General features: G+C 47.2%; 8 protein-coding genes. 2 read left to right on the top strand and 6 right to left on the bottom strand.

The features are described 5' to 3' along the window. Window positions 1–6: 6 nt before the first annotated feature. Window positions 7–723 (bottom strand): glycosyltransferase family 25 protein, encoded by a 717-nt coding sequence (locus L6466_RS01075; protein ID WP_237802327.1) that lies wholly within the window; start codon window positions 721–723, stop codon window positions 7–9. A 106-nt stretch (window positions 724–829) separates the two neighbouring features. Between L6466_RS01075 and L6466_RS01070 the strand changes: the two genes are divergently transcribed. Together L6466_RS01070 and L6466_RS01065 are read left to right on the top strand one after the other, a co-directional pair. Beyond that, window positions 830–1,945: a glycosyltransferase family 4 protein gene (locus L6466_RS01070; protein WP_237802328.1), complete on the top strand. Its 1,116-nt coding sequence runs from the start codon at window positions 830–832 to the stop codon at window positions 1,943–1,945. A 25-nt stretch (window positions 1,946–1,970) separates the two neighbouring features. Continuing rightward, a complete protein-coding gene (locus L6466_RS01065) occupies window positions 1,971–2,768 on the top strand; it encodes a flavodoxin (protein ID WP_237802329.1) in 798 nt (265 codons plus the stop codon). On the opposite strand, the gene L6466_RS01060 is transcribed toward L6466_RS01065, so the two are convergent. Genes L6466_RS01060 through L6466_RS01040 form a run of 5 tightly spaced genes read right to left on the bottom strand, consistent with a single transcriptional unit; the run spans window position 2,749 to window position 25,247 of the window. Further along, a complete protein-coding gene (locus L6466_RS01060; RefSeq protein WP_237813062.1) occupies window positions 2,749–3,534 on the bottom strand; it encodes a DUF5106 domain-containing protein in 786 nt (261 codons plus the stop codon). The two genes, L6466_RS01065 and L6466_RS01060, sit on opposite strands and share 20 nt — an antisense overlap. Next, window positions 3,534–10,895: a chitobiase/beta-hexosaminidase C-terminal domain-containing protein gene (locus tag L6466_RS01055; RefSeq protein ID WP_237802331.1), complete on the bottom strand. Its 7,362-nt coding sequence runs from the start codon at window positions 10,893–10,895 to the stop codon at window positions 3,534–3,536. The genes L6466_RS01060 and L6466_RS01055 overlap by 1 nt, the downstream gene beginning before the upstream one ends. Before the next feature lie 31 nt (window positions 10,896–10,926). Next, window positions 10,927–23,013: a hypothetical protein gene (locus tag L6466_RS01050; RefSeq protein ID WP_237802332.1), complete on the bottom strand. Its 12,087-nt coding sequence runs from the start codon at window positions 23,011–23,013 to the stop codon at window positions 10,927–10,929. A gap of 18 nt (window positions 23,014–23,031) precedes the next feature. After that, the gene (locus tag L6466_RS01045) at window positions 23,032–24,099 is read right to left on the bottom strand and encodes a hypothetical protein (RefSeq protein ID WP_237802333.1); all 1,068 of its coding nucleotides are present in this window, start codon (window positions 24,097–24,099) and stop codon (window positions 23,032–23,034) included. Between the two features lie 11 nt (window positions 24,100–24,110). Continuing rightward, window positions 24,111–25,247 carry a hypothetical protein gene (locus L6466_RS01040; RefSeq protein WP_237802334.1) on the bottom strand — a complete coding sequence of 379 codons (1,137 nt, stop codon included), beginning with the start codon at window positions 25,245–25,247 and terminating at the stop codon, window positions 24,111–24,113. Window position 25,248: the final 1 nt, after the last annotated feature.

Genomic DNA, 25,248 nt, shown 5'->3' with positions numbered 1-25,248 from the left:
TTGTGGTTATCTTAACCAATAAAGAAATCGTTTGTAATTTTTCTTAAATATCCAACGCAACTTGATCATCCGGTCATTGCGCTTTGAGAGCGATGAGCCAAAGACACCCATAAACGACCCTTGGGTGGCCATGGCTGGCTGAGCCCATAGGCATTGAATAAGACCACGACTCATCAATAGGTTGTGATAGTGGTCAATCGGGATTCTGCAACGCTCTGCCTTCAAACTGTCAATGATAGCCTGACAGGCCTGCTTATTCACATAATAGGCACCTGCCATACGGCCTTTCTCTGCAGGGTAAAGCATTTGTCCCTTAGTGCGTTGACTACGAGGGACAAACCGCAAAGAACTATCCTCTAATGAAATCAGGATCGGGCTGTCGGCATGATGCTGCTGATACTCGCTCATACACCTTCCAAAAAGCGATTGGAAATCCTTGTGCAGGACGATGTCGTCCTCCAATATCAAAGCACCGTCATCATGAGCCTCCAGGACTTTCTCGCAGGCTATAAAATGTTTTATGGTACACGATGCCGTTGATAATTTCTCACGCATCTTTTCCGGTCCATCAGCAAGATAACGGTTCATCAGCTCATCGGTCAACAGGTCACGGTCAGCCTCCGCTATGAACTCATACTCCAGCCCCATGCCTTTCAGCATTCGGTCTATGTGCTCACCACGTTCTTTCAATGAAGCTGCGTGTATAACCAGAATCCTCGTCATTCTATCAAATCTCAAGTCTTTTTTATACTATTTGTATGCAAAGGTATGAAATAATTATGAATTATAACACTACGTCTGTGATTTATTTCGTACCTTTGCCGAAAATATGAATAAAAGCATGATTATAGGCTTCGATGCAAAAAGAATTGTCAGCAATGGCACAGGATTGGGAAGTTACGGACGAACACTTATCAATGACCTTGCACAGGATGACTCCTTGTCCCTTCGTCTGTATGCCCCCAATTCCGGACGTACGAATCTAAGGGGACAGATTATTGAGCGCCCCAACGTCACTTTCTGTTACCCCGGTCAGGGACTTTCCGGACTACGGGCTGCCATATGGCGTAGTCGCGGCATCACCAACGACTTGAAACGCGATGGTGTTCAGTTATATCACGGACTTTCCGGCGAACTGCCTATTAACATCAGCAAGAGTGGCATCAAGAGTATCGTCACAATCCACGACCTGATATTCATGCGTCATCCTGAGTTCTACAACTGGATTGACGTCAAGATATACACCTGGAAGTTCCGTCAGACAATCCGTGAGGCCAGTCATATCGTGGCTATCAGCGAATGTACCAAACGGGATATCATAGAACTTGGCGGTGTTGACGAGAGTCGCATCTCTTTGGTCTACCAGAGCTGTTCTCCAAAGTTCCAGAGGTCAGCCTCAGCCGACAGAAGCGGTCTTCCTGCCCGTTATATTCTCAGCGTAGGTACGATTGAGCGACGCAAGAACATTCTGCTGGCTGTGAAGGCACTGCCATATTTGCCTGAGGACTTATCCCTTGTTATCATCGGTAGGCAGACGCCTTATGCCGATGAGGTAAAAGCCTATGCCAAGAAGCATGGTCTCGAACATCGTGTTATCATGCTCCATGCTGTCAGCAATCCCGAACTCGTGCCCTATTATGCCAATGCCGAGGCTTTTGTATACCCCTCCGTCTACGAAGGTTTTGGCATTCCTATCATCGAAGCCATCAGTTCCGGTCTGCCAGTTGTAGCTTGCACAGGTTCCTGCCTCGAGGAAGCAGGCGGTCCCGACGCTTTCTATGTGGCGCCAGATGATGCTGAGGGCATGGCGCATGCCATCATGGCAACACTACACGGCGCTGAAGGCCGCGAACAGCGCATAGAACGCAGCATGCAATACATTAAGCGCTTTCAAGGGAACAGTGTCGCCAGTCAGATGGCTGATATCTACCGCGAGCTCATTTAAATCAACCCATATAAACTAAAAACTTATGAGAAAACTATTTTCACTTATCGTCATGATGGCAACAATGACAACAAGTTATGCACAAAAGCAGCTGGTGCTGTATTATTCTGAGACAGGAACAACGAAGACCATTGCTCAGGAGCTGCAGAAACAGTTAGGAGCCGATATCGAAGAGATAGAGGCTGTAGTGCCCTACTCTGGCAATTTCCAAGAGACAATCCAACGCGGACAACGCGAGATGCAGAGCGGCGAGATGCCAGCTATTAAGCCTTTAAAGAAACAGATTGCCGACTACGACATCATTTTCCTAGGCTACCCCATTTGGTTTGGCACCTATGCCAATCCTATCATCACACTGGTAAAAGAGCAAGACTTTGCCGGTAAGACGATAGTACCATTCTGTACTTTCGGCAGTGGCGGTCTGAACACCTCTTCAGATGCGCTCAAGAAAGCATTACCCAAAGCCACTATTGCAAAAGGCTATGGTGTACGCACTGCCCGCGTAAATGCCGCCGCCAAAGAACTGGATCGTTTCCTGAAAGAGAATGGTTACAAGAAAGGGAGCGTAGAGAAGTTGCCCGACTACTCTGAGCAAAAGCCCGTGACAGAAACCGACAAAAAAATTTTCGACGCCGCCTGCTCCAGCTATCAGTTCCCCTTGGGCACACCACAAACAGTAGGCAAGCGTCAGACACCCGATGGCACCGATTACAAATTTACGGTTGCCAGCCGTGGCATGAACGGTGGCGGTGAGACAACATCCATTATCTACGTCACCGTAGGCAAGGATGCCAAAGCTGAGTTTACGGAAGTAGTACGTTAAGCTGACTGACAATCTGCTGTAACGACCCGTCCTTGACGACAACCCGCTTATGGGCATCCAAGAGATAAAGCGACGGTAACGCTGGCAAATAAAAAACCTTCATCACATCGGGATTCAAGTTCGTATCAATATAAACGACCTTGAGTCCCGATGTTTTTTGCAACAAAGGCTCACGTTTTATCTGAGGCATTTGCTCCTGACAATGCTCACATTGAGGGTCAAAGAACACTATAAGGATGTGTTGCCCCTGAAGAGTATAAAGACGTTGTCTGTTTCCTTCTGCATCAACAAAGGAACAGTCTGCCGGTATCATTCCCGGTTGATTCAGGGACAACTGACGAATGAGGAACTGCCGCTGCGGCGATGCAGGAAAAGCACGTAGCAGATGGCAATACACCATGTCGTTGCGAAGCGGAGACTGTGGGTTCTCCAAATAATGACGAGCCAACTCTTCAAAGAAGTTCAGTCTTTGTTCCGAAGATATCACACCCTCTGCAAAGATGCCCGCAGCCTTGGCACAAGTTGCAGAATCAGCATATGCCATCAGATTGGCAAAGTCAACAAAACCCTGTTCGCCAATCTGATGGTTGGTTTGCGAAGAGTTTCTAAAGTCATAGTTTTCCCAGAAATGTTCCAACGTATAGGCTAACCGTGCTTTCTCGTCTGTCAGCGATACCGGTATCTCTGGATACGGGAATGCATTCTCCTGTGTCCATCCTTTCACAGAACAGACAAAAAACAGCAGCAATATGGTCCATCTACGCATCACTTTCCTATTTGCACATTTGTATTACCTGTAACCACAGCAGTAGAACCATATCCACCGCCATAGATACTTCCACGAATGTCCACACCCTTCACCTCATGGGTACGGTCCTCAGAAGTCGTGTTCACCTCTATATTGTTCACCGTTTTCGTAAAGGGCGTATTAAACACAATGCTCTCACCAACCTGTGTTCCGATATTCACATAGGTATCACCATCCACCTTGGCACCATAACCGCCACCATAGACATTCTGAATAGCACCTATTTTACCCTTTACGTGGGGAGGAATAATCACCTGATGGCCATCAATGGTTTTCTCTGCACCTTTATAGCCTGTTGCATCATAGACGCCATAGTCGGGATCGGAAGCGTCTGTAGCCACCTTGTCAGCATGCTTACCTTCCGTCACATTGATGTTCACATGCGGGTTGCCCACCATGACAGCCGTCTCACCATATCCACCGCCATAGATACTACCTATACTGGTAAACGACCTGACATTTACCTGAGGATCAGCAGCAAGCACAGTGCCCGGTTCCTGTCCATCTTTAGCCTCACGGGGCACCCACACGTCATCCACTTTCTTATAACCATACTTTGAATAACCGGCCTGGTTGCCACCGCCATATAGTTCACCGATAATAAGTGGTCGGCAGCCAGTCTCCTCAATATTCACGACGATAGAACCACGGATGGTACCACTCTCATTATTTCCACCAAATATACGGTCGAAGGTACCATTAGTGATATTGAGCACCACATCACCCTGGATGTCGGCAGCCTCAGCACCACCGTAAGCAGCGTTCAGACCTGGGATACAAGCCATCAGCAGCTTAGCCTCGGCATCCATCGGTGCACTCTTACCACCACCGTATGCTTCATCCACGCAGAAGTCACATCCGCTGTTCTCGTCCAGCAGGGTGACAGCGCTCTTTCTCACATTACCCTTGGTGTTAGAACCACCAAAGACACGGTGAATGGTACCGCCGAAGACGTTTACAGAAGCCTGGCCGGTGCCATAGGTGATGGCACTGTTTCCTGCGGTACGCTCCTCTTTTGTGTCATAAGCAGGGTCATCCTTGGCAATCCAATTGTCTTCGTCGTCTTGCTCGTAAATCGTATAGTTCTTGTAACCCACGTTAGCACCAGGGTTAGGTCTGCCGTCGGGAAGATTATCAAGACCGTTACCACCGCCGAAGAGCTCCAGGATTTCGTAGGTGCCATTGACCTCCACATTGGTAGCAGGTGTAGAAGCAGCGTTACCACCACCATAGACCTGACGGATGCTCGTCAGTCCACAGCCATCGATGATGACCTTGGTAGACTTATTGGTGTTCTTGCCGCCTTCAGGCTCATAAGCAGCCAGGCTGCCACCGCCATAGACAGCCTCGACGTCAAACGTCTCAGTACCCTTAGCCGGTTTGGTGCTGATGTTGTCCTTGTCAGGAGATTGTGTGGCATAGACGTGTACGGTGACGGTGCCCTTTGGCGTTCCGTTGATGTTGTTGCAACCGAAGACCTGTCCGACAACACAACCCTTTGCGTCATCAGCGATGGGCGTGCCTGTTGTGCCCGACGATGTCGTTCCGTTCAGGTCAATCAGTACGTCACCCCATACATAGGCAGGTTTACCGGCTTCTCCCAGTCCACCGCCAAAGACCTCTTCACCGACACGTCCGCCAGTCAGACGAACGGTAGTGGTATGGAGTGCAGATTTCTTTTCTGCGTCAGCCCAGTCGCCCGCATCTTCATTTGCAGTAGCATCCCAGTTGCCGGTCTGCGTATCAGCCAAGGCACCACCGCCATAGACGTCTTTCAGAATCAGACCACCCGTCATGTTGACGGCTACGCTCTCCTTGACAGTACCGGCCTCACCACCACCGAATACAGAACCGGCGATGAGCTGAACATTCTTGTCGGCATTATCGGCAGCAGGCGTCGTCGCATAGTTGATGTTTACCACCGTCTCCCTAACGTTAGCGAGACCTGAAGCAGCAGTGCTCACGCCAAACTCACCGCGGGCAGCGCCGAACAGATAACCATTCCCGTCGCCATTATAGCCGATACGACCACCAGTAACGTTTATCGTTGTCTTACCACTGTTGGCTTCAGCACCACCGCCTACAGAACCCATAGCACCAGCGCCATAGACATTGTGTACTACCTGTCCACCAGTAATGTTGACAGTGGCAGTACCCTGTACGATACCTGCCAGCGGGTTGTACTTGTCTTTGATGCCGTCGCCGTTGGAGTCGTACTTGTCCGTACCGCAACCACCGCCGTAGACGTTGCCACGATAAGCATAAGCAGCGCCTCCATCAATGCTGGTATCGGTAATACCGATTTTACCTTTGTTGATATCTACAACGGCATTCTGGAAGGTGTGACCGTTCTCGCCACCACCATAGATAGAGCCCCTGATGTCAGGACTCGTTGCAGCATCGGCATCGCCAATGGTGACATGCGTGCTGTAAACCCACGCCATGCGGTCATTGGGGTCAACGGCAGGCTCGCCTTCCGGAGTGGCTACATCACCACGTGACGAACCGAACACCATACCGTTCTCCTTACCGTCGCTACCTAAAGTGCCGCCGGTGATGTTGATGGTACAAGCACCTGTGTTTGCTGTTGCCAAAGCCGTAGGCATACCTGTTGTGCCATCGTAAGTAAAATCACCCACAGAGCCGTAAGCACCACCGCCATAGACATTGTGATAGATGGTTGTAGGTTTGTCTGCTGATGCCTGACTGATGTTAACTGTCGTATTACCCTTAACGTAGCCAGCCACCTTGTCACCAACCTTACCTTTGCCACCGCCATAGACGTTGCCATACTCAACACCACCCTGGCCCTGACTACCAATGGTACCGCTGGTGACATTCACTTCAGTATCGCCAGCTACACCGGATTCCTCACCACCGCCATAGACACTTTTACCAACGGTGGTTGTGCCATTGATGGTGAGGGTCGCCTTGCCTGTTACAGCACCTAGACCATCCAGAGATACATCGGTATGGATATAGTGCTTTCCATCTTCAGTATCGGTGAATGGGTTCGCATTAGTGCCGTATTCTTTACTCCAGGTATATACAACAAATTGGTTGTTATCTTTTGGAGTCTTAACATTAGCATTATTAAATACGTTAGCCGTGCGGTTATAGGTAGGCTTAGGATTGAGATACGCTGATTTATTCCATACTTCAACCGTTGGTACTGATGCAGAGAAACCAGCTCCAAATGCGCTACCTGTAACAGTACAGTTCGTAAGCGTAGAATTGACATCGCCATTAACAGCTCCTAAACTACCTCCACCATAGAAAGTTCCAATGGTGCAACCTGATAGTGTGTTTGTGACATTTCTTGTAGAAGCCAATGACAGAGATGCATAGTTTACAAAGAAACGTGCTACAGTCTGGTTTCCGTCGGAGTGTAAGATAAATTCATAATCATAGTTAGTACTGATGCCGCCATTACCTTCATCATATGCTCGTTTATAGTATTTAGTTACCCAAGAATCCCAACCGCGGCTGTTGTCAGTTTTACTGTCGTCTTCGCAACCTACACGGTTGAATGCCGTTCCGCCATAGCCTGCTCCGAAGAATTTACCAAAATGGCAGTCTGTCGCATTGGTAGTGACAGTTTTTTCTTCGTACATATCTCCAAACTTTGGACCTCCATAGAATTCATCGACATTACTGTTGCTGATGGTAGTGCTGATACTACCGGTAATAGGCTTGGTTGCATTGATGCCACCGCCAAAGAAACTTGTAATGTCTGCAGCATTAATAAGCCATGTGACATCACCCTTTATTTGTTGCATACCGGCACCAGCAACCTCAGTGAAGCGTCCTCCGTCGATGTAACATTCTGCGTTCTCTTCATTTTCATTAGTATTTGGCTGATAAATTCCTGTGAGATAAAAGTTTGTGTAGTCACCGCCAGATACATTGACAGGAACTTTCGGGGTTATGTTTGCCTGTGCCGTGTGGCATCCATTTGCAAAATTCTTAAACCATGCATTGCTACCAATAAGTAGGTAGTTGGTGTTTTGGGCATTGGCTCGCGTACATGACACGAACTGCTCATAAATTCCGCCCTGCAGAATAAGAGGTGCCATAATATCTTTCGTGTCTCCATTGTTTCCTCCAGCATATTCAAACTGACCAAAACGGATGAACACGGTATTGGTTATTTCAAACCATCCTCGTGGTTTAAAGATGCCTGGCTCTGGATCCATAGTAGCATCATGGGTGCGTTTCACCATACCTACACCAGGTATGTTGAGGAAATCAAAACGTATCGGAGATACTCTTTTACGCTGATTGTGATAATAGAACAGAGTGTTATCCGGCTCGTCGTCTCCATCAAGGTCGGCACTCATAAAGGTTACAGGTTTATTATCTTTGACAAGTGCATCATTGGAATACTGATGATAGTTTCCTACTAATACAACAGCATAGTCATAAACGGAATGTGAGGCATTGCTACCTAAAGCAGTCATAGCGCTAGATACAGAATTATACACCTGCTGTCCATTATAAGTCGAAGGACAAGAGCCTCCTACAGTAACACCATATTTTGATGTTCCGTTGTATGTGACGTCGTAGTTGGCATCACTCAGATAGACAGCTTTTGCCCAATATGGCTCGATGGTGATGGATTCCACGCCATCAGGCACTTCCCAATATGCGCCTTGTGCAAACACACGATTACTGCCGCCTGTTCCATAGAGGTCTTTGTTAGTGCATTTTCGGTCGACATAGTTGAAGGAGGGATAGTCATAGGTGTCAGTAGTAAAACTGCCAGGTGTTCCTCCAGTGATTGATGTAATCTTCCACCCTGTTACTACGCGACCACTTGTATAGTTGCCAGTTCCCACCTCATTGTAGTAGGGTAACTGTACCTTCTTGTAGTTGTAGTTGAAGTTGTCGTAGTCCTTATCGGTGATGTTAAGAGTCAGATTGTTAGTTGTGATTGAAGCTCCTGATGGTGCAGTGAATTGCGCACCGCCTCCTACGCCACTAATGGTAACAGACAAGGTGCCCAACAATCCACCTTTATTCCTGTCAGTCTGTGCTGTGGCATGAGCGGCATCAGGATTTACAACAGAAGGATATTTGCCTTGTGTTTTGAGTATAGGATAAGGCGCTATGCTCTTATCAAGCACCCACTTAGCCATTTCATCCTTCTGAGTAGCATCTCCTGTGACATAGAATGCCGCCATATTACGTGTAGAATTCAGTGTCATGCGGAAGAACTCGAAACGATTCAGAAAGCGTTCCTCTGCACCAAGGGCACCATGATATTTATCATTAGCAATCGTTTTTACATAAGGAACTTTCTCTTCATCATACAGGAAGTAGCAGTAATTATTAAGACCTGTATTGTTTGCATTGGAATATTTGTTGTGGATTATTTCTCCACCATAGATAGGAGCAGCGTTTTCACCTGTAATGTTACCATAGAACATACAGTTCATCACCATAGTCTGCAAGTTGCTGCTGGTGGATGCCACTCGGTTGTACCCTACAATACCGCCGCAATTATCTCCGCTTTCAATGTCGGCATAGTTGTAGCAGTTAATAACACGTGATAAGCCTTGCAGTTCACCCGCAATGCCTCCTACATTGTCATCACCACTGATAGAACCATTTAATACTCCACAATTATAGATTCTCGTTGATCCTTTTGCTGTATTTACGATGGCTCCTGCATTGCCTGAGCCACTTATGTTAGCACTACTGATGATAATATTCTTGATGATAGCTCCATCGGCCACGTCTATAAAGGCTTGACTAAGAGAGAAGGTTTGGTAGTTGCCGTCAATGGTACCACTAAAAGGATTTTCTGAAGTACCTATAGAAACATCAGAACTGAAATTTGACGCCAGTGAATAATTACCATTCATGTCTGTTATCTCACTCGAAAAAGAAACTTCTGTTGGAGGCAACAGAGCGGCCTCATTGGAGTTTACATAACCTTCTTTTGTGGCAATGGCTCTGATTTCATTAGCGCTGCCCTTAGCAAATGGTCCAGTATAGACAGTTGAAGATGATGTGGCGTGGGTACCATCTGTTGTATAATGAATCGTAGCACCTTCAGTAGTGCAAGTGATGGTAACATAACCACCACTAACAGAAATAGAAGGTCTTTCGCAGCTGGGCAGGTTGTATGTAGTAGCAACCGTAGGGAAGTAATCACTTTCCACCTTGGCAATCGCCTTAATGACTGTCATGCTCTCCGTCTGGTTGACATTAACGGAAGTAGTACCAGTACCTGCATAAGATTCTGTGGTTGGCGTGCTGCCATCAGTAGTATAATATATGGTGGCGCCAGTCGCTGCCGCAATGGTTATTGTGCCATCAAAATTATTGGTAATGGTAGGAGGGTCGATTGATACTGCAGATTCAAGGTAAAACTTGCCACTGCCTGAACTTTCAGAATTACCAGCTGTCCATAGACCAATGATACCACCAGTCAAAATCGCCTGGGTCGCATCAGCACTAGTTCCTGCAAGGGACTGTTGGTTTCCTTTATTAATATTTAGATATTTTCTTGGCTTATTACTATCGGGGTCGATATTATTGTCTGAGGCATATTTAGAAATGATTTCATAAGAAGATGTATTGTCGTAGTAGTTAATATAAAACAATGCGTAATCATTATTAGAAGGTGATTCTTCAAGATGAAAACGTACACGCCCCTTGTTCGTTAAAAAGCCAGCATTGTAAGTTAGATATTTCCCATCAATAGCATGTTTGATATAATAGCAATCTAAACTAGGGTGCTTCTCAATAACCCACAGAGCTTTCCTTTCATCATATTCTTCCGTACTTCGACATTTGTAGGTAGTAAGGAAAGGCATGCCATTATCTCCATTAGTATAGTATGGGGATGTAGATTGATAATAATAATAATTTTCCGTGGGACATAGATAGAAGTTATCGGTAGTACTTTCGGTACTATGAGTTACAGTACCGATATAATACACTCCCGAATAATCCGATGTCTGTCCCCATACGCTGCCGCTTCCCAATGTGAGCATCAGGAGCATGGATATAGTGAGCCGTAATCTCGTCATGAGTGAGCCGTAATCTCGCCATGAGTGAGTAGTAATCTCGTGACCGACGAGCCGTCGCTCGAGCTCTGCTCGCTTGCTACTGAAAGGACGCAAGAACCTCGTTGTAGGCGAGGCATACTTTAGCCATACTCTAGCCATACTCCAGCCATACTCTAGCCATACTCTAAGCATACTCCAGCCATACTCTAGCCATACTCTAAGCATACTCATGAGTATGGCTATAGTATGGCTATAGGCTTGCTGATTCCTTGTTACTCCCTTCTCATATATTTTGTTCATATCAGATGTATTTTTATTTCAGCGGGTGTTGTTATCTTACTGCCAGCTTCTTTTTATGGCGTCCGTCAGCACTCTGAACGATATAGACGCCACGATTGGTCATTCTGGTCTCGACAGTCTGACCCGGTTCTACCGTGACGGTATTCAGCGTGACGCCCGCAGGTGTGATGATATTAACGTCAACAGTCTGCTTCAGCGTTGACTCTACCACAATCTTGTGCTTCTTGGTGAAGATATTCAGCGTACCGCTGTATTCATCATCCCTCGGGTCTTGATCATCAACACCAAACTTGCTGTTGGTCTGGCTGAATACAATCTGTTCGACCTTTCTTGCACGTGAACCGGCTGTGGCTGGTTTCGTGAAGTATGGACGGAAAGCAGCGATAGTCACCTCGCCGGGAGCGGTCTTGTCGAAACTGCTACCATCAGCATCCATCAGGAACACATCCCTACCCTCTGCTATCTCTGGATTATTCAGATAGGTTGACTTGAAGGTAAAGCCATCTTCTGTCACACCTGCCTCGTCGCCACCCTGAGTCTTAGCCGTCTCCTCGTCGCTCACGCTGATCTCTGCACCTGTGGCAGATGCAAATGTAATCACCTGCTTCTTCAGTTCCTTAGAACTGCCAGGTGCTGTGTTAGCGGGAATGAACGTTCCACTGAGGTCAAATTCATAGTAAGTGGCACCTGGGAATCCGATGATATACGGTTTACCCGAAGTGAGACGTGCATATTTCTCATACTCACGCGTATTGCTATAGTAGGTCTGATAGAGATCACTATTGGCATCCTGGCGGTCATAGTCGGCCTTATAATAGAAATCCCAAAGGAACGTGTTTGTCACCTCCTTATTCAAATCGGTGCTGACGGAAGTAGGATAGGCAAAGTTGGCTGTATAGACCTTCTGGTCATCAGACAGTGTGCCGCCATCCTTAAGTTCACGCAACCAGTATTCATGTCCCACCTTAGTCTTTGTGGTCTCGTCCTCGGAGTTGCTTCCACTATAGAAGTGTGTTATCTCACCCTTCGTATTAGTAGTAACGATGTCTGCAGTGAACGGCAGACTGACGCCCTCCCACCCCTTTGTACGGTCTACGAACATATCCGGCTTGCGCTGATACCACATACGATGGCTGTCGTCAAACTGATAGGCGATAGGTGCATTGAAGTCATGCTTATCCAACAGGAAATGGTCGAGTGAGGCGATATAATCCGTGCCCGACTTATATACCCAGTGACCGTGCATACCCTCATAGTTTGAGGTATAGTCCCATTCTGCCACAGTCTTATAATCGGCATCAGTCTCTATATAATCATAGTCGTGCAACTTAGCGCTGATGACATTGGCTGTCTTCTGAGCCGGCATGAGTTGTGCGGCATCACTCTCTGCTTCCGTATATGCCAGCAGGTTCTTCGTCAGGTTCACATTCTGGAATGCCGTCAGACCACCATCATCGAGCAATGGCGGATAGAACACGCCACCTTCGACATGGTTGTAAGGAGCAGCTGTTGTCCATTCTATCTGATAGCCATTAGATACGTCACCATAGCCAGTGAAGTCGATAGCTGTCATATCCTTATAGGCCACCTTGGTGGCATCGCCATTCATGGTCTCGGCAAAGACGGCATTAGGATTGAAGTGGGCCATACGCATCTTACTGCTACGGAAGTAGGCTGGTGCACGATAGACACGGTTATTGGCATCGGTGGTGAGCAGACGTTCATCCGACTTATTGATAACCGAAGGCAAATGCTGATGCGAGCGTCCGTCAACATAGCCATAACTCAGCGTCTGTCCAAAGAACAGATAGTCGTCGGGCCATATAGGAGCCCACGCAACGATCGGGTTACCATACTCGTCGATGTCTTCACTCTCCCTTCTACGTACGTTGTAGCCCTCAGGAATCTGACCAGCGGCATAACGGAAGTCACCATCATAGTAGCGTTGTTCCACATAGCCCATCTTTGGCGCCTGCGTAACACCTTGTTTCAATGGTACACCCTGCGGCGTATAGTAAGCATACGATTCTGGATAGTAAGCCGTACTCGTCACATTTTTCGTGCCTTCCGTATTGGTAGGCAGCGTACCATCGACATGAGCGGGGAAGTATTCATACGCCTGTCCGGTGCCGAGGTGGATGCCATCGTAATAGCGTTTACACAAGTAGAAGCCATTCAGGTTGTAAGCCACTTCACCGTCATAGAAAGCCTTATCCGCCATCTTGCGGGCCTGACCGCCGGCATAGATAGCCGCATTACTCTCCGGATAGTAGCAGTTCACCACCTGAACACAGTTAGGATTCGTCGGATCACTCGGATTGCCGAATACTGCATTCACCTTCTCCGCATTAGCAGGGAGGGATGTCGCAGACGTCTTTACCCAACAGTTCTCGACGAAGCCATCACCCTCGTCAGCCACACCGGCAGAAGTAAATGAACCCGTCACCCCGAGGTTATACACATTACCGCAGAGTTTTCCGAAGAGAGAATTCGTCAGTCCTGTTATCTGATGTCCGTCACCATGCATATTACCACCGAAACAGGTCTCGCCTGTGACAGGAGCTATGGCTTGACGGGCAGGAGAACCATCAGGCACAGAACCATCAATATCTGTACGCAGGATGAACTCCAGATTCTGAGCACCACGGATATGACTACCCAGAGGAGCATGTCCCTGGAAGGTTCCCGTCTTGATGAGCCCATCCTCATCCAGCTCATCTTCAGATGGTGTGAGCAGACTCAAGTCGAAGAGGTTCTTCAATTCATCCAGCCCATTTTTATCCTTGCGTGGATCATCATCGCTTACTGTTGTGTAGTCATTGATATAAACCTTTGCTGGGCGGTCCACATCAGCACGGTCTATATAGAGGTGATTATCCTTATAGCGTTCCATCACCTCACCCAAGTCGTGATAGTTGGCCACCCTCACAGGCACACTATTAGAATAGGTCTTACCCAGATAAGTCTTTGAATAGAACGCAATATAGTGGTCATTATTCTGATACCAGTAAACCGGCGTCTTGTTGTTCGTAAACGGTACGCCATTACGATGGTGGTCGGCATCGTTCTTATCGGAATAGAGTTCCCAACCATTGATAAGCACCTCATAGATACCGGCTCTTACCTCAGGTCGGTCCAGACCAACGGCACTACCCGGCAATACAATTGGCGGTTCGTTCAGCGTGCCAATAGAAGGTGCGCCACTTTCCAACTGCAGGTGGATATTCACCACATGCAGTTCATTAGTCATCTTGACATCACCATTATCACCATTCTCATAATACGTATATTGATATACCACCGTAACCACTTTCTCCTTAGTCAGATCCCTGATATCACTCTCACGGTTCACAAAGAGCGTTGTCGTCTCTGTAGGTTCCTGTCCTTGGATGGTAAAGAACTTCTGATGGTCTATCAACTCGTTATAGCGACTCTCATCAATTCTATGACCGACACTTATCGTATTGTCTCCCTCCTGATGTGCTTCAAAACAGTAGTAGGTCGTTGAGTTTGGTGTCAGTCCCGTGACTTTATTTACCTTACCGGCATGTGCGCTATAGACATCTGCATCTACCACCTGTCCCTTACCATACGGTGTTCCCTGAGCATCAGTAAAGTTGTCGATAGCCACATAGGCATCGGTATCTGTTGTTCCGGTCTCTATACGAGTATAATAACGTTTGTCGTTACGTATTCTCTCAAATTCGCCACTTGTAAGTACTGCTCCAGGTGTATTAGACGTGAACGTGCGTGTTGTTCCATCTGTAAACATCAACGTCTGTGTGTTATCTGAATTGTACACTGCATTATACTCCACAGGCACCTGGCTACTATATGGCGCCCTGTAGGCCTGCTCTGTGGTCTTTTTCTCAGACGGGTTAGGGTTATAGAAGCCCAGATAGTTAGGATCGGCGAAGAGGTCTAAGGCATCGTGGTTGAAGTCGAAGTGTTTACGGTCGTCTTCAGATAATGAGCACCACGAGTCCTTCGCACTATAGTTCATATTAGCCTCATAGGTCAGTCCACCGTATTTTCCTGTCAGCGTACAGATATAGGCCTCCGTCATGATAGCATCTATCTCTTCTTCGTCTATCACATTATGGTACTTAGTCTTCAGTGCTGCTATCTGCGATGCAGTGAGCAGGTCGCCATTCAACAGATAGTCTTCTTCAGCCAGTTTCAAAGAACCGATACAAACCCAGGCCTTTCCAAAGCACTTCTTCTGTTCTGTGGTCAGTTCTCCATACTCCTTGGCAGGAATAGCGGTACCCGAATTAGCCGTCTTGTTCTGACCATGATAGGTATAGCTTACAGTCTCAAGAGCCACATAGGCCTCCTCCATATGCTCCTTGCCATCATTCGTATTCTCATAGACAGCCTTTGTGATGATATCACCCTCGGAATAGTCACGACGACCATAGACCGCCGTTGTCTGAGGACTGAAGGTAGGACCTTCCACCCAGTCTGACTTACTTTCTGACGAGAGGGCGTCATACTCTTCCTTCGTCTTTCTAGTGGTGCTAACGGTATTACCATTGACGGTATAGGTGCTATTACCAGTAACAGGGCTATACCAGTCGCTCCAAATCTTTGGTGTGTCCATATCGAAGGTCAGCACATAACCAGTATCATGTCCGATATTATTTGATGTGCGGAACACGTCGTCCACCACCTCCGAATTACTCATAGGATGTCCATGGATATCAACGAAAGGATGTCCCTCAAGGTCGGTGATTGTATGATTATCCGCTTTGAAGGAGCTCACATCCGTTGGCAACATCACATACTCTCCAATCTTATATTCCTGTCCGTCAATCTTGCACGACCTGCTGTTGACAACAGTCTCGGTAACAAAGAGTTTCTTATCAGACACACTCAGGTGATTCCAGTCCCACCAAGTGATAACGTCATTCAAATGATACCTGTCGGCATTGTTATTGACCCATGCACTGCCATCATTTCCCTCTGTACCAATCTTCTTGCCTTCCTCAAAGTAGTAGGCATAGAGATTTGGTTTGACATCAAGTAACTTCAGGCGTCCGTTAGAAGCCGCCGTAATAGTAAGTGGCAGACGCACATCCTTGGAGTAGGCATTGGCACTACCAGTATAGGCCGATACCACCTGTTTATAAACATATACCGAACCCTTTACATACCAGTAATGAGCCTTAGAGTAAGGGTCAGCACCGATGATGTAGGCATTATTCGTGGGATAACAGTCGTCGATAATACGCTTGTCGCTGGGATGGATGAAGTTTCCAGATGTCTCAATAAGCTGTGGCTTATAAGCATTCTCCTCCACATCACCACTAATGATATAACTGCCCGTACTGCTCCAGTCACCTTTCTGGTCTTCAGAATAGCGATACTGCTTATAGGTACGTGCATCGTCGCGTACTTCCTCGCCATTGACTATTCTGGGCTTATTATATTCTGAGAGAACTACATTCTTCTTGTTGGGATAGAATCTTGGCACACGGTGTTCGTTCTTTGCATAGACGAAGCCACCACCCTCTGTAGAACGTTTCACATTGATTAGGTCAAGTTCCACCACTCCGGTTATCAGACCATAGTCTTTCTCCTTATTTGGATTCTGTTCCGTCAGTTCAGTGGTCAGTTCCAGGAACACACCCGAGGCCAGTGCCACCTGGTTAGGACTCATGCCATAGTTTCTGTCATTACCCGTTGGGCGTGACTTCTTAAAACTGTAATAAGTATATGGCTGATTGGTTGTGAGGTCTGTCACCGGATTACCATTACTATCCACATAGTCATCACCAAATGCCACATCACTGGTCAGGTTACCCAGATAATTCACAATACTATAGATACCAAAGTAGTTGCCATGCAAAGCCTCACTACCGGTATCAGGATTACTGCCTGTATAACCAGCCGCATCGGTACGTACCGAACGCTGTTTGTTCAATGACAACTCGCCGACACGGTTAATGGTATAATCGATATCCTCGCCTACCTCTGCCACACGGTCCTTAGCGCCCTGAAGCACCATACGACTACCGAAGACAGCACAGAAGTCTGCTCGCTGGATGGTGTTCAACAAGCGTCCGGCATAGATAGAACAGAATCCGAACTGCTCCCAGTTGGACGCATTGAAGTCAGATGCCTTCTTCAGTTTCTCAAAGTCTTCCTCCTTGACACGCTGTCCATTCTCGTAGAAATCCCCATCTATATAGACACCATACTTAGTAACGCCCTCCACCTCATGGGGCTCCGTACCATCCTTACAAACATATTCCAGTTGGAAGTAAGCATGCTCACGGTTCGACAAGTTACGGTATTCTTCCAAGGTGATACGACTAGACAGACCATAGTAGTCGGTACCATAGTTCGTGATATTCAACTCACGATAGCCATCACTCTTCGACAGGTTACCACCACCATACAAGCCACCGGTATGTTCGGTACCAACGGTGATAAAGTCACGGTGATAACAGTCATAGAGCGTTGCCGTGGTATTACCAAACACCGTGGTAGCATTGGCATAATGCGTATCACTGTTTGACGACACGTTGCCACCGCCAAACACAGCATTATGAATGAGCACACCACGCTCCTCGGTATCACCAGGAACAGGATTACCATTGGCATCCTTATCACCTGTAAACAAATCAGCCCATGCCGATTTATCTTTCGGAAGTGTGTTCAGGTCGTTGGTCTCGAAATACTCATACTTGTTTTTTGTCTTTCCGTTGATTGTAGCCTGATCAGCCTTTACCTGCAGGTATGGTTCAACCACCACCTTACAGTCTTCTATCAGTTTATCCTCACCATTCTCCCCGTAATAATAGTAGTAGTGCTGAGGAGAACCCGTAGTAATACCGGCCTGTTTGTCAGCCTTTGTCTTGGGATTATCGAAGCCTTTACTATAGACATAGCCCAGGTCTCCACCGCCAAACACATTACCATAGTTCTTGCCTTCCTTTACAGCTTCTGCAGTACCTATCTCACCACCATGAATATAGACTTCCGTCTGACCGAATACATAACCATCAGTATAGAGATCATTGGAGCCACCAAATCCTAAGACGTTATAGCCCTTACCTCCTCCAAACACATTACGCTTCACATGTCCATTATACATGGTCACATGAGTCTTACCAGGCTTCGTAATCTTGCCGAACGTACGGATATGGTTCACCTCGCCACTCTCAGTCGTCTCACCACGTCCGATAGCAGCAATCTCGGCACCGCCATGCACACTGCCACGGACTACGCCTCCCCACATCACGACATTGGTCTCGTCTACATTACTCTTATCACTATAGCCACCACCGAAGATGTTTCCATAGTCCTTCAGGCGACCGATACTGTCGCTCACCGTCCAGGTCTCATCATTCAGCTTCTCAATGAAATCACCATTGATATAGTCATAACCGATATAGCCATTGTTGAGAGTCACATTGGCCGTTCCATAGATAGCACCGCCACGGCCTCCCTTCTCAGTCTCGCCCTCACCGCCGCCATAAACGTTACGCTGGATGGCAGGTACGCCATTATAATAACCATACTGATAGTCATTCTCCGTATCGGTATCATAGCCATTAGTTGCAGCCTCATCCTTCAGGTATTTCATAGCCTTCTTCAGACTATCGGTTACCTGGTCCTTACGAATACCGATGATGATATTTGCCTGAGCAGGGATATCACCCTCTGTAGTGGCATTGAGGTCGGCATCCACTTCTACCATCATGTTTTGACCTTGCTTGTCCTTAACCGGATTACCATCCTTGTCCAACAGTGGCTCCGTTGTCTTGTGCTTACCTACACTACCCTTATATCCACCACCGAACACGTTACGTGCAACACCAGCAGCGATATAAGCAGTCGTAGAAGCCTCGAAGGGATTATCGTACTCATCCGTCAGATTACCGTAACGGTCAAACACAGAACCGACAGAACCTGCAGCAACAACATCCTTCTCAACCAGTCCACCAAGCAGAGCGATATAGGTAGTGCCATTGACATCACCACTTCTGTTCTTACCAACGGTACCCATGCCACCACCATAGGCATAGCCACCTCCTACCTGATAGCCGCCAAGGTAAGAACCAACAACAGAGCCCTTGTTGATGATGACGTTGGTATTATATTTCCTGCCATCGTGACGTGGCTTTGCCAAAGGATTCTTCAAACCGTCTTCTTCGTAGTCGTTGCCAATAGCCAGTCCTTTATAGGCAGGATCATTAAATTCCTCCACCAACATCCTGCGGGCTGTAGCCACATTACAAACACGACCATTCTGACCACCACCGTAGATAATATAAGCCTGTGCCCCTTTATTGAAGTTCACCTCCGTATATTGTGACCACGTATCCTCACCACAGCCAGCACCAAAGACAGAAGCCATATATCCGGATGTCTTATTAGTCCAAACTGGTGCATTGATATTCACACGTCCATAGAGTGTGCGGCGCGCATTATTGTTACCTCCGAAGATATACCCTACAAGCGCATCAGAACTATTCCAGTTCACATTAGCCTCATAGGCATCACAGATAGTGTCATTGCTCAAACCATAGGCACCACCGAAGAGTTTATTCAGACTGATGGTAGATTTCTCAGGCACATTCACTTCCGTACGACGCGTAAATCCTTCTTGATAGCTGGCACCATAGACAGCGTTAATCTGGCCTCGAGGCAAGTCGATAATAGCCGACACCTTATCCAGGGCAGCTTTCTCCGTAGCATTAGGTGTCGCTATAGGAGCTACGTATTCCCTCATGCCCAATCCGCTCCATGCACCGGCACCAAAGACCTCCATCTGCTTGTAGTTCTCCATATCCTGCGGAATATCAATCAGGATATAGCTGCGGTCCTGCATGATATCACGGTCAGCATCACCTGGACTACCCTGTCCGGCACCATAGACCTTTGTCACAGTGTTATTGGCATTATTCTTCAGGAGAGCTGTCGCTGTTGGCCGGAAATTCACGAAGGCATTATCCATTCGTGGTTTGGTATAGATAGCATCAGCAGTCACTCGGGCGTTGCCATGTTCATCGAAGAATTTCCTGAACTGGAATTCCGTATAGTCATATGTACCGTAGCAACCAGCATAGATTCCCACCAGATGTCCCTGCGTATACTCTGTATAAGCCGACACCTCCTTGGCTGCATTTATGCCTGGAAGCGTCAGGCCACTTACCCCCTGACGTATTCTGCTGGTGAAATCGGCCTTATTAAGAATACGACCACCTAGGTCATTACCACCATATATATAGTCACGAACATAAGGGAATCCCTCTGTGAAAGAGCCGTCTGCATTCACTTGCCTACCCACGTAGGTCTCAGTATGACCAAGGATATCAGCATTACAAGAACCACCAAAGGTCTGGTAGACACGCCCCTTGCCAAGATTAATAACTGTGTTACCACAGATAGGACCTAAGAAGCCACCACCGTAGATATATTCACAGTCAGCCATCTCCTCACTACTCGTTGCACTCTTCGGCACACCTTCCTTAGCACCCCTCAGATTAACATAGCAGCTGTAGTTCGGGTTATATAGATAGCTCTTCCCATTGAAGGAATAGACACCATTGACATAAGTACCATCAAGCTCTGTTGAGGTGCCAGTAGCTTCACCGATGATGCCTTCCTCACTACCACCGAAGATCTGGAACACATACGATTTCTCATTCAGGTTAATGGTGGTACTACCCCATATCTCGGTATCTCGTCCCTTACCGCCGCCAAATACGTTGAGGCTCTTACCCAGCACGTCAATACCCTGCTGACCACGGATGACACCCGTGCGACGTTCCTCAATAAAATACTTGTCGTTACCAGGATGCAGCTCATCACTTGCAAAGAGTTTCTCTTCACCATTTGCATCCAAGGTCACCTTGTCGAAGAGAACGTTCGTATCTACCAGACTGGCATTGATATTAATAATCACATTACCATTCACGTGACCACTATTATAGCAGCCGCCATAGATATTTCCACCGACAAGACGTCGGTTCAAGTCATCCGTAGTCGTATTACCACCGCTTGTATCCGTCGCGCCTATCGTCGTCGGTGTTCCTGATTTCACACCCAGATTCGTATAGACATTCCATTCCAGCTGTGGCTTGCCATTATTATCCAATATCAGATTTCCGTATGAGTCAGTCTTCCATCGCATAGGTCTGATTTCCAAACCGGAGAGGTTCAGCGTCAGCTTATTTCCAATCTTCCCATCCGGAGCGCTGTCAGGACTACCAATAATTCCACCATTGTAAGCCGCATTATACTGCGTAGGTTTGATATAAGCGTTATTGCTGCCGCCCACCAGTTTGTCATAGATAATCACACCATAGTTAAAGTCAATAGTGTTCATGCCCTCAGTATTCACACTACCTCTGTTGCCGCCGCAGAAGAACGAGCCGAAATAGGTCTTTTTGTTCACATAATCAGGATCGAACACCACACGTGGTTTGATGCCCATCTCGCAGCCTTTCATATAGGTAGCAAACTGAGTGGCATCAAGAAGATTCATCTGACTGAAGTCGGCATCAGACGTGTTGTCAGTGGTGTTTCCATTCTCATCCACATACTTAGCCAAGCGCGCCAGCACACTCTCTGTCAGCATGTTCTCACCATTACTGCCCATGAACACCTGGTGAGCATAGACATTGGCACCAATTTTCAATTCAGCTCTTGCCGTACTACTCGTAGAACGTAGTGTTGCGCTATTGCCTCCACAGTACACAGAACCGCCGATATAGGTTGGCTTTGCCTCCGTACCTATCAGACGTACAGTCACAGCCTCCGTATTTGGTCGGAACTGATAAAGTGCCTCAGCACTCTCCTGTCCGTTAAAGACAGTATTACTATCATGCCCTAGGATATCATTGACATCGTAGAAATAATCACCATAGAGGTCGGATGTCTTCAGCTGTTTATTATCTGTATATGGGTAAGAACCGTTACCGCCTCCGAACACCTGTCCATTGACCGTGCTGTGGATACCCACTGCCGAACCGCCATAGACCATGCCCGAGATATCATTACCGCCATAGACATTATAGATATTACCACCACCAATATGCACACGGGCTGCATAACCAGCCGGACAGAGCACACCTTCGATGGTTTCTTCATCGATAGCCTTTCCTGGATTCACGTCTGCCATACGACAGCCACCATAGACATTATTGATTTCCAAAGCATCAGAGTTCACCGGCAGGAAGATACCTTTCTCGTATGTCATCGCACCACGGTTACCACCAGAATACAGGTTACGTATCTTACCACTGTTCAGGTGCCACTTAGGACGAATATCCATCGGTGCCTTATTATTTCCGCCAAACACACGAGAGAACTGGTAGGCATCACTCGTGGCCACATTTTCACCAGCACTGCCAAGAGCGAAAATACCCATGGCTTTCAGACGTTCGGTAGTCAGTTTACTATTACCTTTCTCATCTGTCATATTATAGGTAATCGCACTCTCATTATCAATACAAATATCTGTTGCCTCAGTCACTGTGGCATTGTTGCCACCGCCATAGAGGATAACAATAGAACCGCCACGGATTTCCAGATACGCCTTTCTCAGTTCCGGCTTCACCATACCATAGAACTCACTCGTCTGCGAAGTATAGTCATAGTCGCCATTACCACCGCCAAAGACCTGTCCAATATAAATCTTGTATGGCTGGGTTGAACCTACCATCTTCTCTTTTGTGGTGAGAACCAAGGAATTATAAGAATTGTCAATACCATTTTCTTCTGCCTTCTTCAGCAGCGGCACCTCTTCATAGGTAATCTCACTGGTAGCCTGATTGATTTTCTGAACCGTTTTCGTTGGCAAGACCGATGTTCCAATCGTTCCTGCGATATCGTTACCACCATATACATAATTGATAAGGATATCGCCACTCATATTCTCGCCATCGATATTAACGAAGGTATGACCGCCCACATTAGCCTGACGAGCACCACCATAGACCGAGCCATTGATATCGCCGGCACGCACGGTAACACTCGTCTTGCCGTTCATATCACCGGCATTACCACCGCCATAGACGTTACCACCAATGGTAATCTGTGCCTGAGCCGTCACGGCGCCCAGGAACATCATGAAGCCTATTATCGTATCTTTGATTCTCAATTGTCCATTCTCCTATTGTTATTCAGTTACCACCGTAGGACTGTCCAGATCCGGATCGGACAGGACATAAATGAAGGTTGGTTTCACTGTCAGTTTTATCGTTCTCCTCTCACCACGTTTGATAGTTTGCAGCACATCCTGCAGTTTATTCTCGCTGGTACAGTCTTTACGTACGAGGTTATTCTTCCTGTCATACACATCATAGATACATTGCAGTTTCAGATTCACGCTGGCACCACTGGCGAAATAAGTTGGAACACCCAGAGTCTCATAGGCTGTTGTCAACTCATGTTCGGTATCTAGCAGCGTATATTCTCCCTTTGCCTCGTCTGTCGGTGTGTAAGTGATGCTGTTAATAGGTGTAGCACCCGGTTTCATCACGATATCAGCATTCACCTTTGATGTTGCACTGGATGTCAGCACGATTGACTTGATATGAATTTTCCGCATCTCCGCGTAATTCTGATCGACACGAATGCTGAATCGCAAGGCAGAATAGAGATGATCGAACAGCAGATAGACATGATTCTGATTACGTCCCTTACCTTGATAGAGGAAATTACCCGTTTTCACCTCAACATTGGCATCAACACTCTCAGTACCCTTCACCCCGACTATCAGACTGATATCCTTATTCGAGAAATAATCTATCCCCGACATATGAAGCGTAGCACCCAGACTATAGTCGTCCTGGAAAGGAGATATCCCTACATCCTCTACCGCATTCATCGGCAGATAGCCATAGATATAATAGTCCACTCCGTCCTTCACGATGGCGTTGGAATGCCAGCGGTCTGTCTCATAGACAAAGCGTCGAAGACTTGCTTCTTGAGGCGCGACAGTCAGATACGTGCAGATAGCGTGTCCCTCTTCTGCCACCTCTGGATGCTGCACAGAATAAAGTTGATAGCCTGCAGGCACAGTAGCGCTGCGCGTTACGTCTTCAAACTCACGACTGTAGGAAAGCAGTTGCAACGTATCCCCGTCCATAGGTTCATTATCATCAGAACATGACGACACACCCCATATCATGAGCAGTAAGACTGTCCATAACAGATTATCATATATCGTCATTCTACGTTTCATCACCACACTCCTTACCAATTATATAAATCACGTTCTCTCTCGGCCTCTTCCCATGAGCGGATATATACCTGAAGCATACGCAGTTCCTCACCTCCGAGATAATATACATAGACTATCCAGGAATGGTTTCTACTGAAGTTATAGTTGCCAGGAACCTCGTTCATCTGGAAGTTCACCGTTTTGTTATACACCTGATTATTCTCCTCAATACGATAACCAATCGTACCCGACAGGCGTTTGTCACTCTCACGGAAATAATATGGTCCTAATTGCGAGACCTCACCATCCGCTACAAACTTATCGAGGATATCCTCGTAGTCTTGTATCTGTTGCGACTTATACACAAGATCAAAAATACGCTCCGTCTTTGCCACGACAGCAGGAGGTGTGATGGATACTGGGTCTGTCACATATCCGTCGCTGATATAGTAGGGGTTGGCAGTCGTATTAAACACATGCTCCGCCTCAGGGAACTGGTTGCCATGCAACTGGATACTGGTGATAGAGAACTGCGCATCCACATCTTTGTTCTGAGCCATCACGAAACGAATCTTTGATACGCAACGTGTCAGCTTCACCACGGGGAGACTCAGAACAGGATAGGAGCCCTGAACAGAGATATTCTCCGCACAGCCCGCCATCGGCAGTCCGGCTGCAGAGATGTCCGTTGTCAGACTGGTTGTTCCGAAATAGTCGGACGCAATCACCGCATCGCGTACCTCACTACGCTTGGAACTGCCATTCAAGGTGCCCAAGCCGATACTCTCTGCATTTGTCAGCACATAGACATCCACCTGATTGCCATCACCTGTTATCGCTTTTACCTGCTCCTCCGTCAAAGCTATCTGAAACAGTTTTGCACGACTGCCCTGCAACTCTGGTTCTGCCGGCGCCAGATAGTGAAGCGGCAAATCCGTAGCAGCACCTCCCGCATGTCTGAAGACCCATATCTTCAGAGATTTCACCGCATTCTCCAAGACCTTCGCACTAATCAGTCCCTCGTCACCACGGGTCACCATCGGGTCGTCTGCCGGATAGACATAGATATTCAGCACGCCAGCATCTTTCAGAGAAGATGTTGTCTCTGAGTCATGCCCGCAAGATGCAGCAAGCACTAAGGTCAGTATCAGTACTAAATATCTCATCATA

Origin of the sequence: Prevotella communis, from assembly GCF_022024175.1 — a bacterium.
Taxonomy (GTDB): domain Bacteria; phylum Bacteroidota; class Bacteroidia; order Bacteroidales; family Bacteroidaceae; genus Prevotella; species Prevotella communis.
This window is presented reverse-complemented; position numbering and strand designations above follow the sequence as displayed.

Excerpts from the sequence above, each read along its gene's own strand:
- L6466_RS01075 (WP_237802327.1), bottom strand. The coding sequence starts at position 723 with ATGACGAGGATTCTGGTTATACACGCAGCTTCATTGAAAGAACGTGGT.
- L6466_RS01070 (WP_237802328.1), top strand. The coding sequence starts at position 830 with ATGAATAAAAGCATGATTATAGGCTTCGATGCAAAAAGAATTGTCAGC.
- L6466_RS01065 (WP_237802329.1), top strand. The coding sequence starts at position 1,971 with ATGAGAAAACTATTTTCACTTATCGTCATGATGGCAACAATGACAACA.
- L6466_RS01060 (WP_237813062.1), bottom strand. The coding sequence starts at position 3,534 with ATGCGTAGATGGACCATATTGCTGCTGTTTTTTGTCTGTTCTGTGAAA.
- L6466_RS01055 (WP_237802331.1), bottom strand. The coding sequence starts at position 10,895 with ATGAACAAAATATATGAGAAGGGAGTAACAAGGAATCAGCAAGCCTAT.
- L6466_RS01045 (WP_237802333.1), bottom strand. The coding sequence starts at position 24,099 with ATGAAACGTAGAATGACGATATATGATAATCTGTTATGGACAGTCTTA.
- L6466_RS01040 (WP_237802334.1), bottom strand. The coding sequence starts at position 25,247 with ATGATGAGATATTTAGTACTGATACTGACCTTAGTGCTTGCTGCATCT.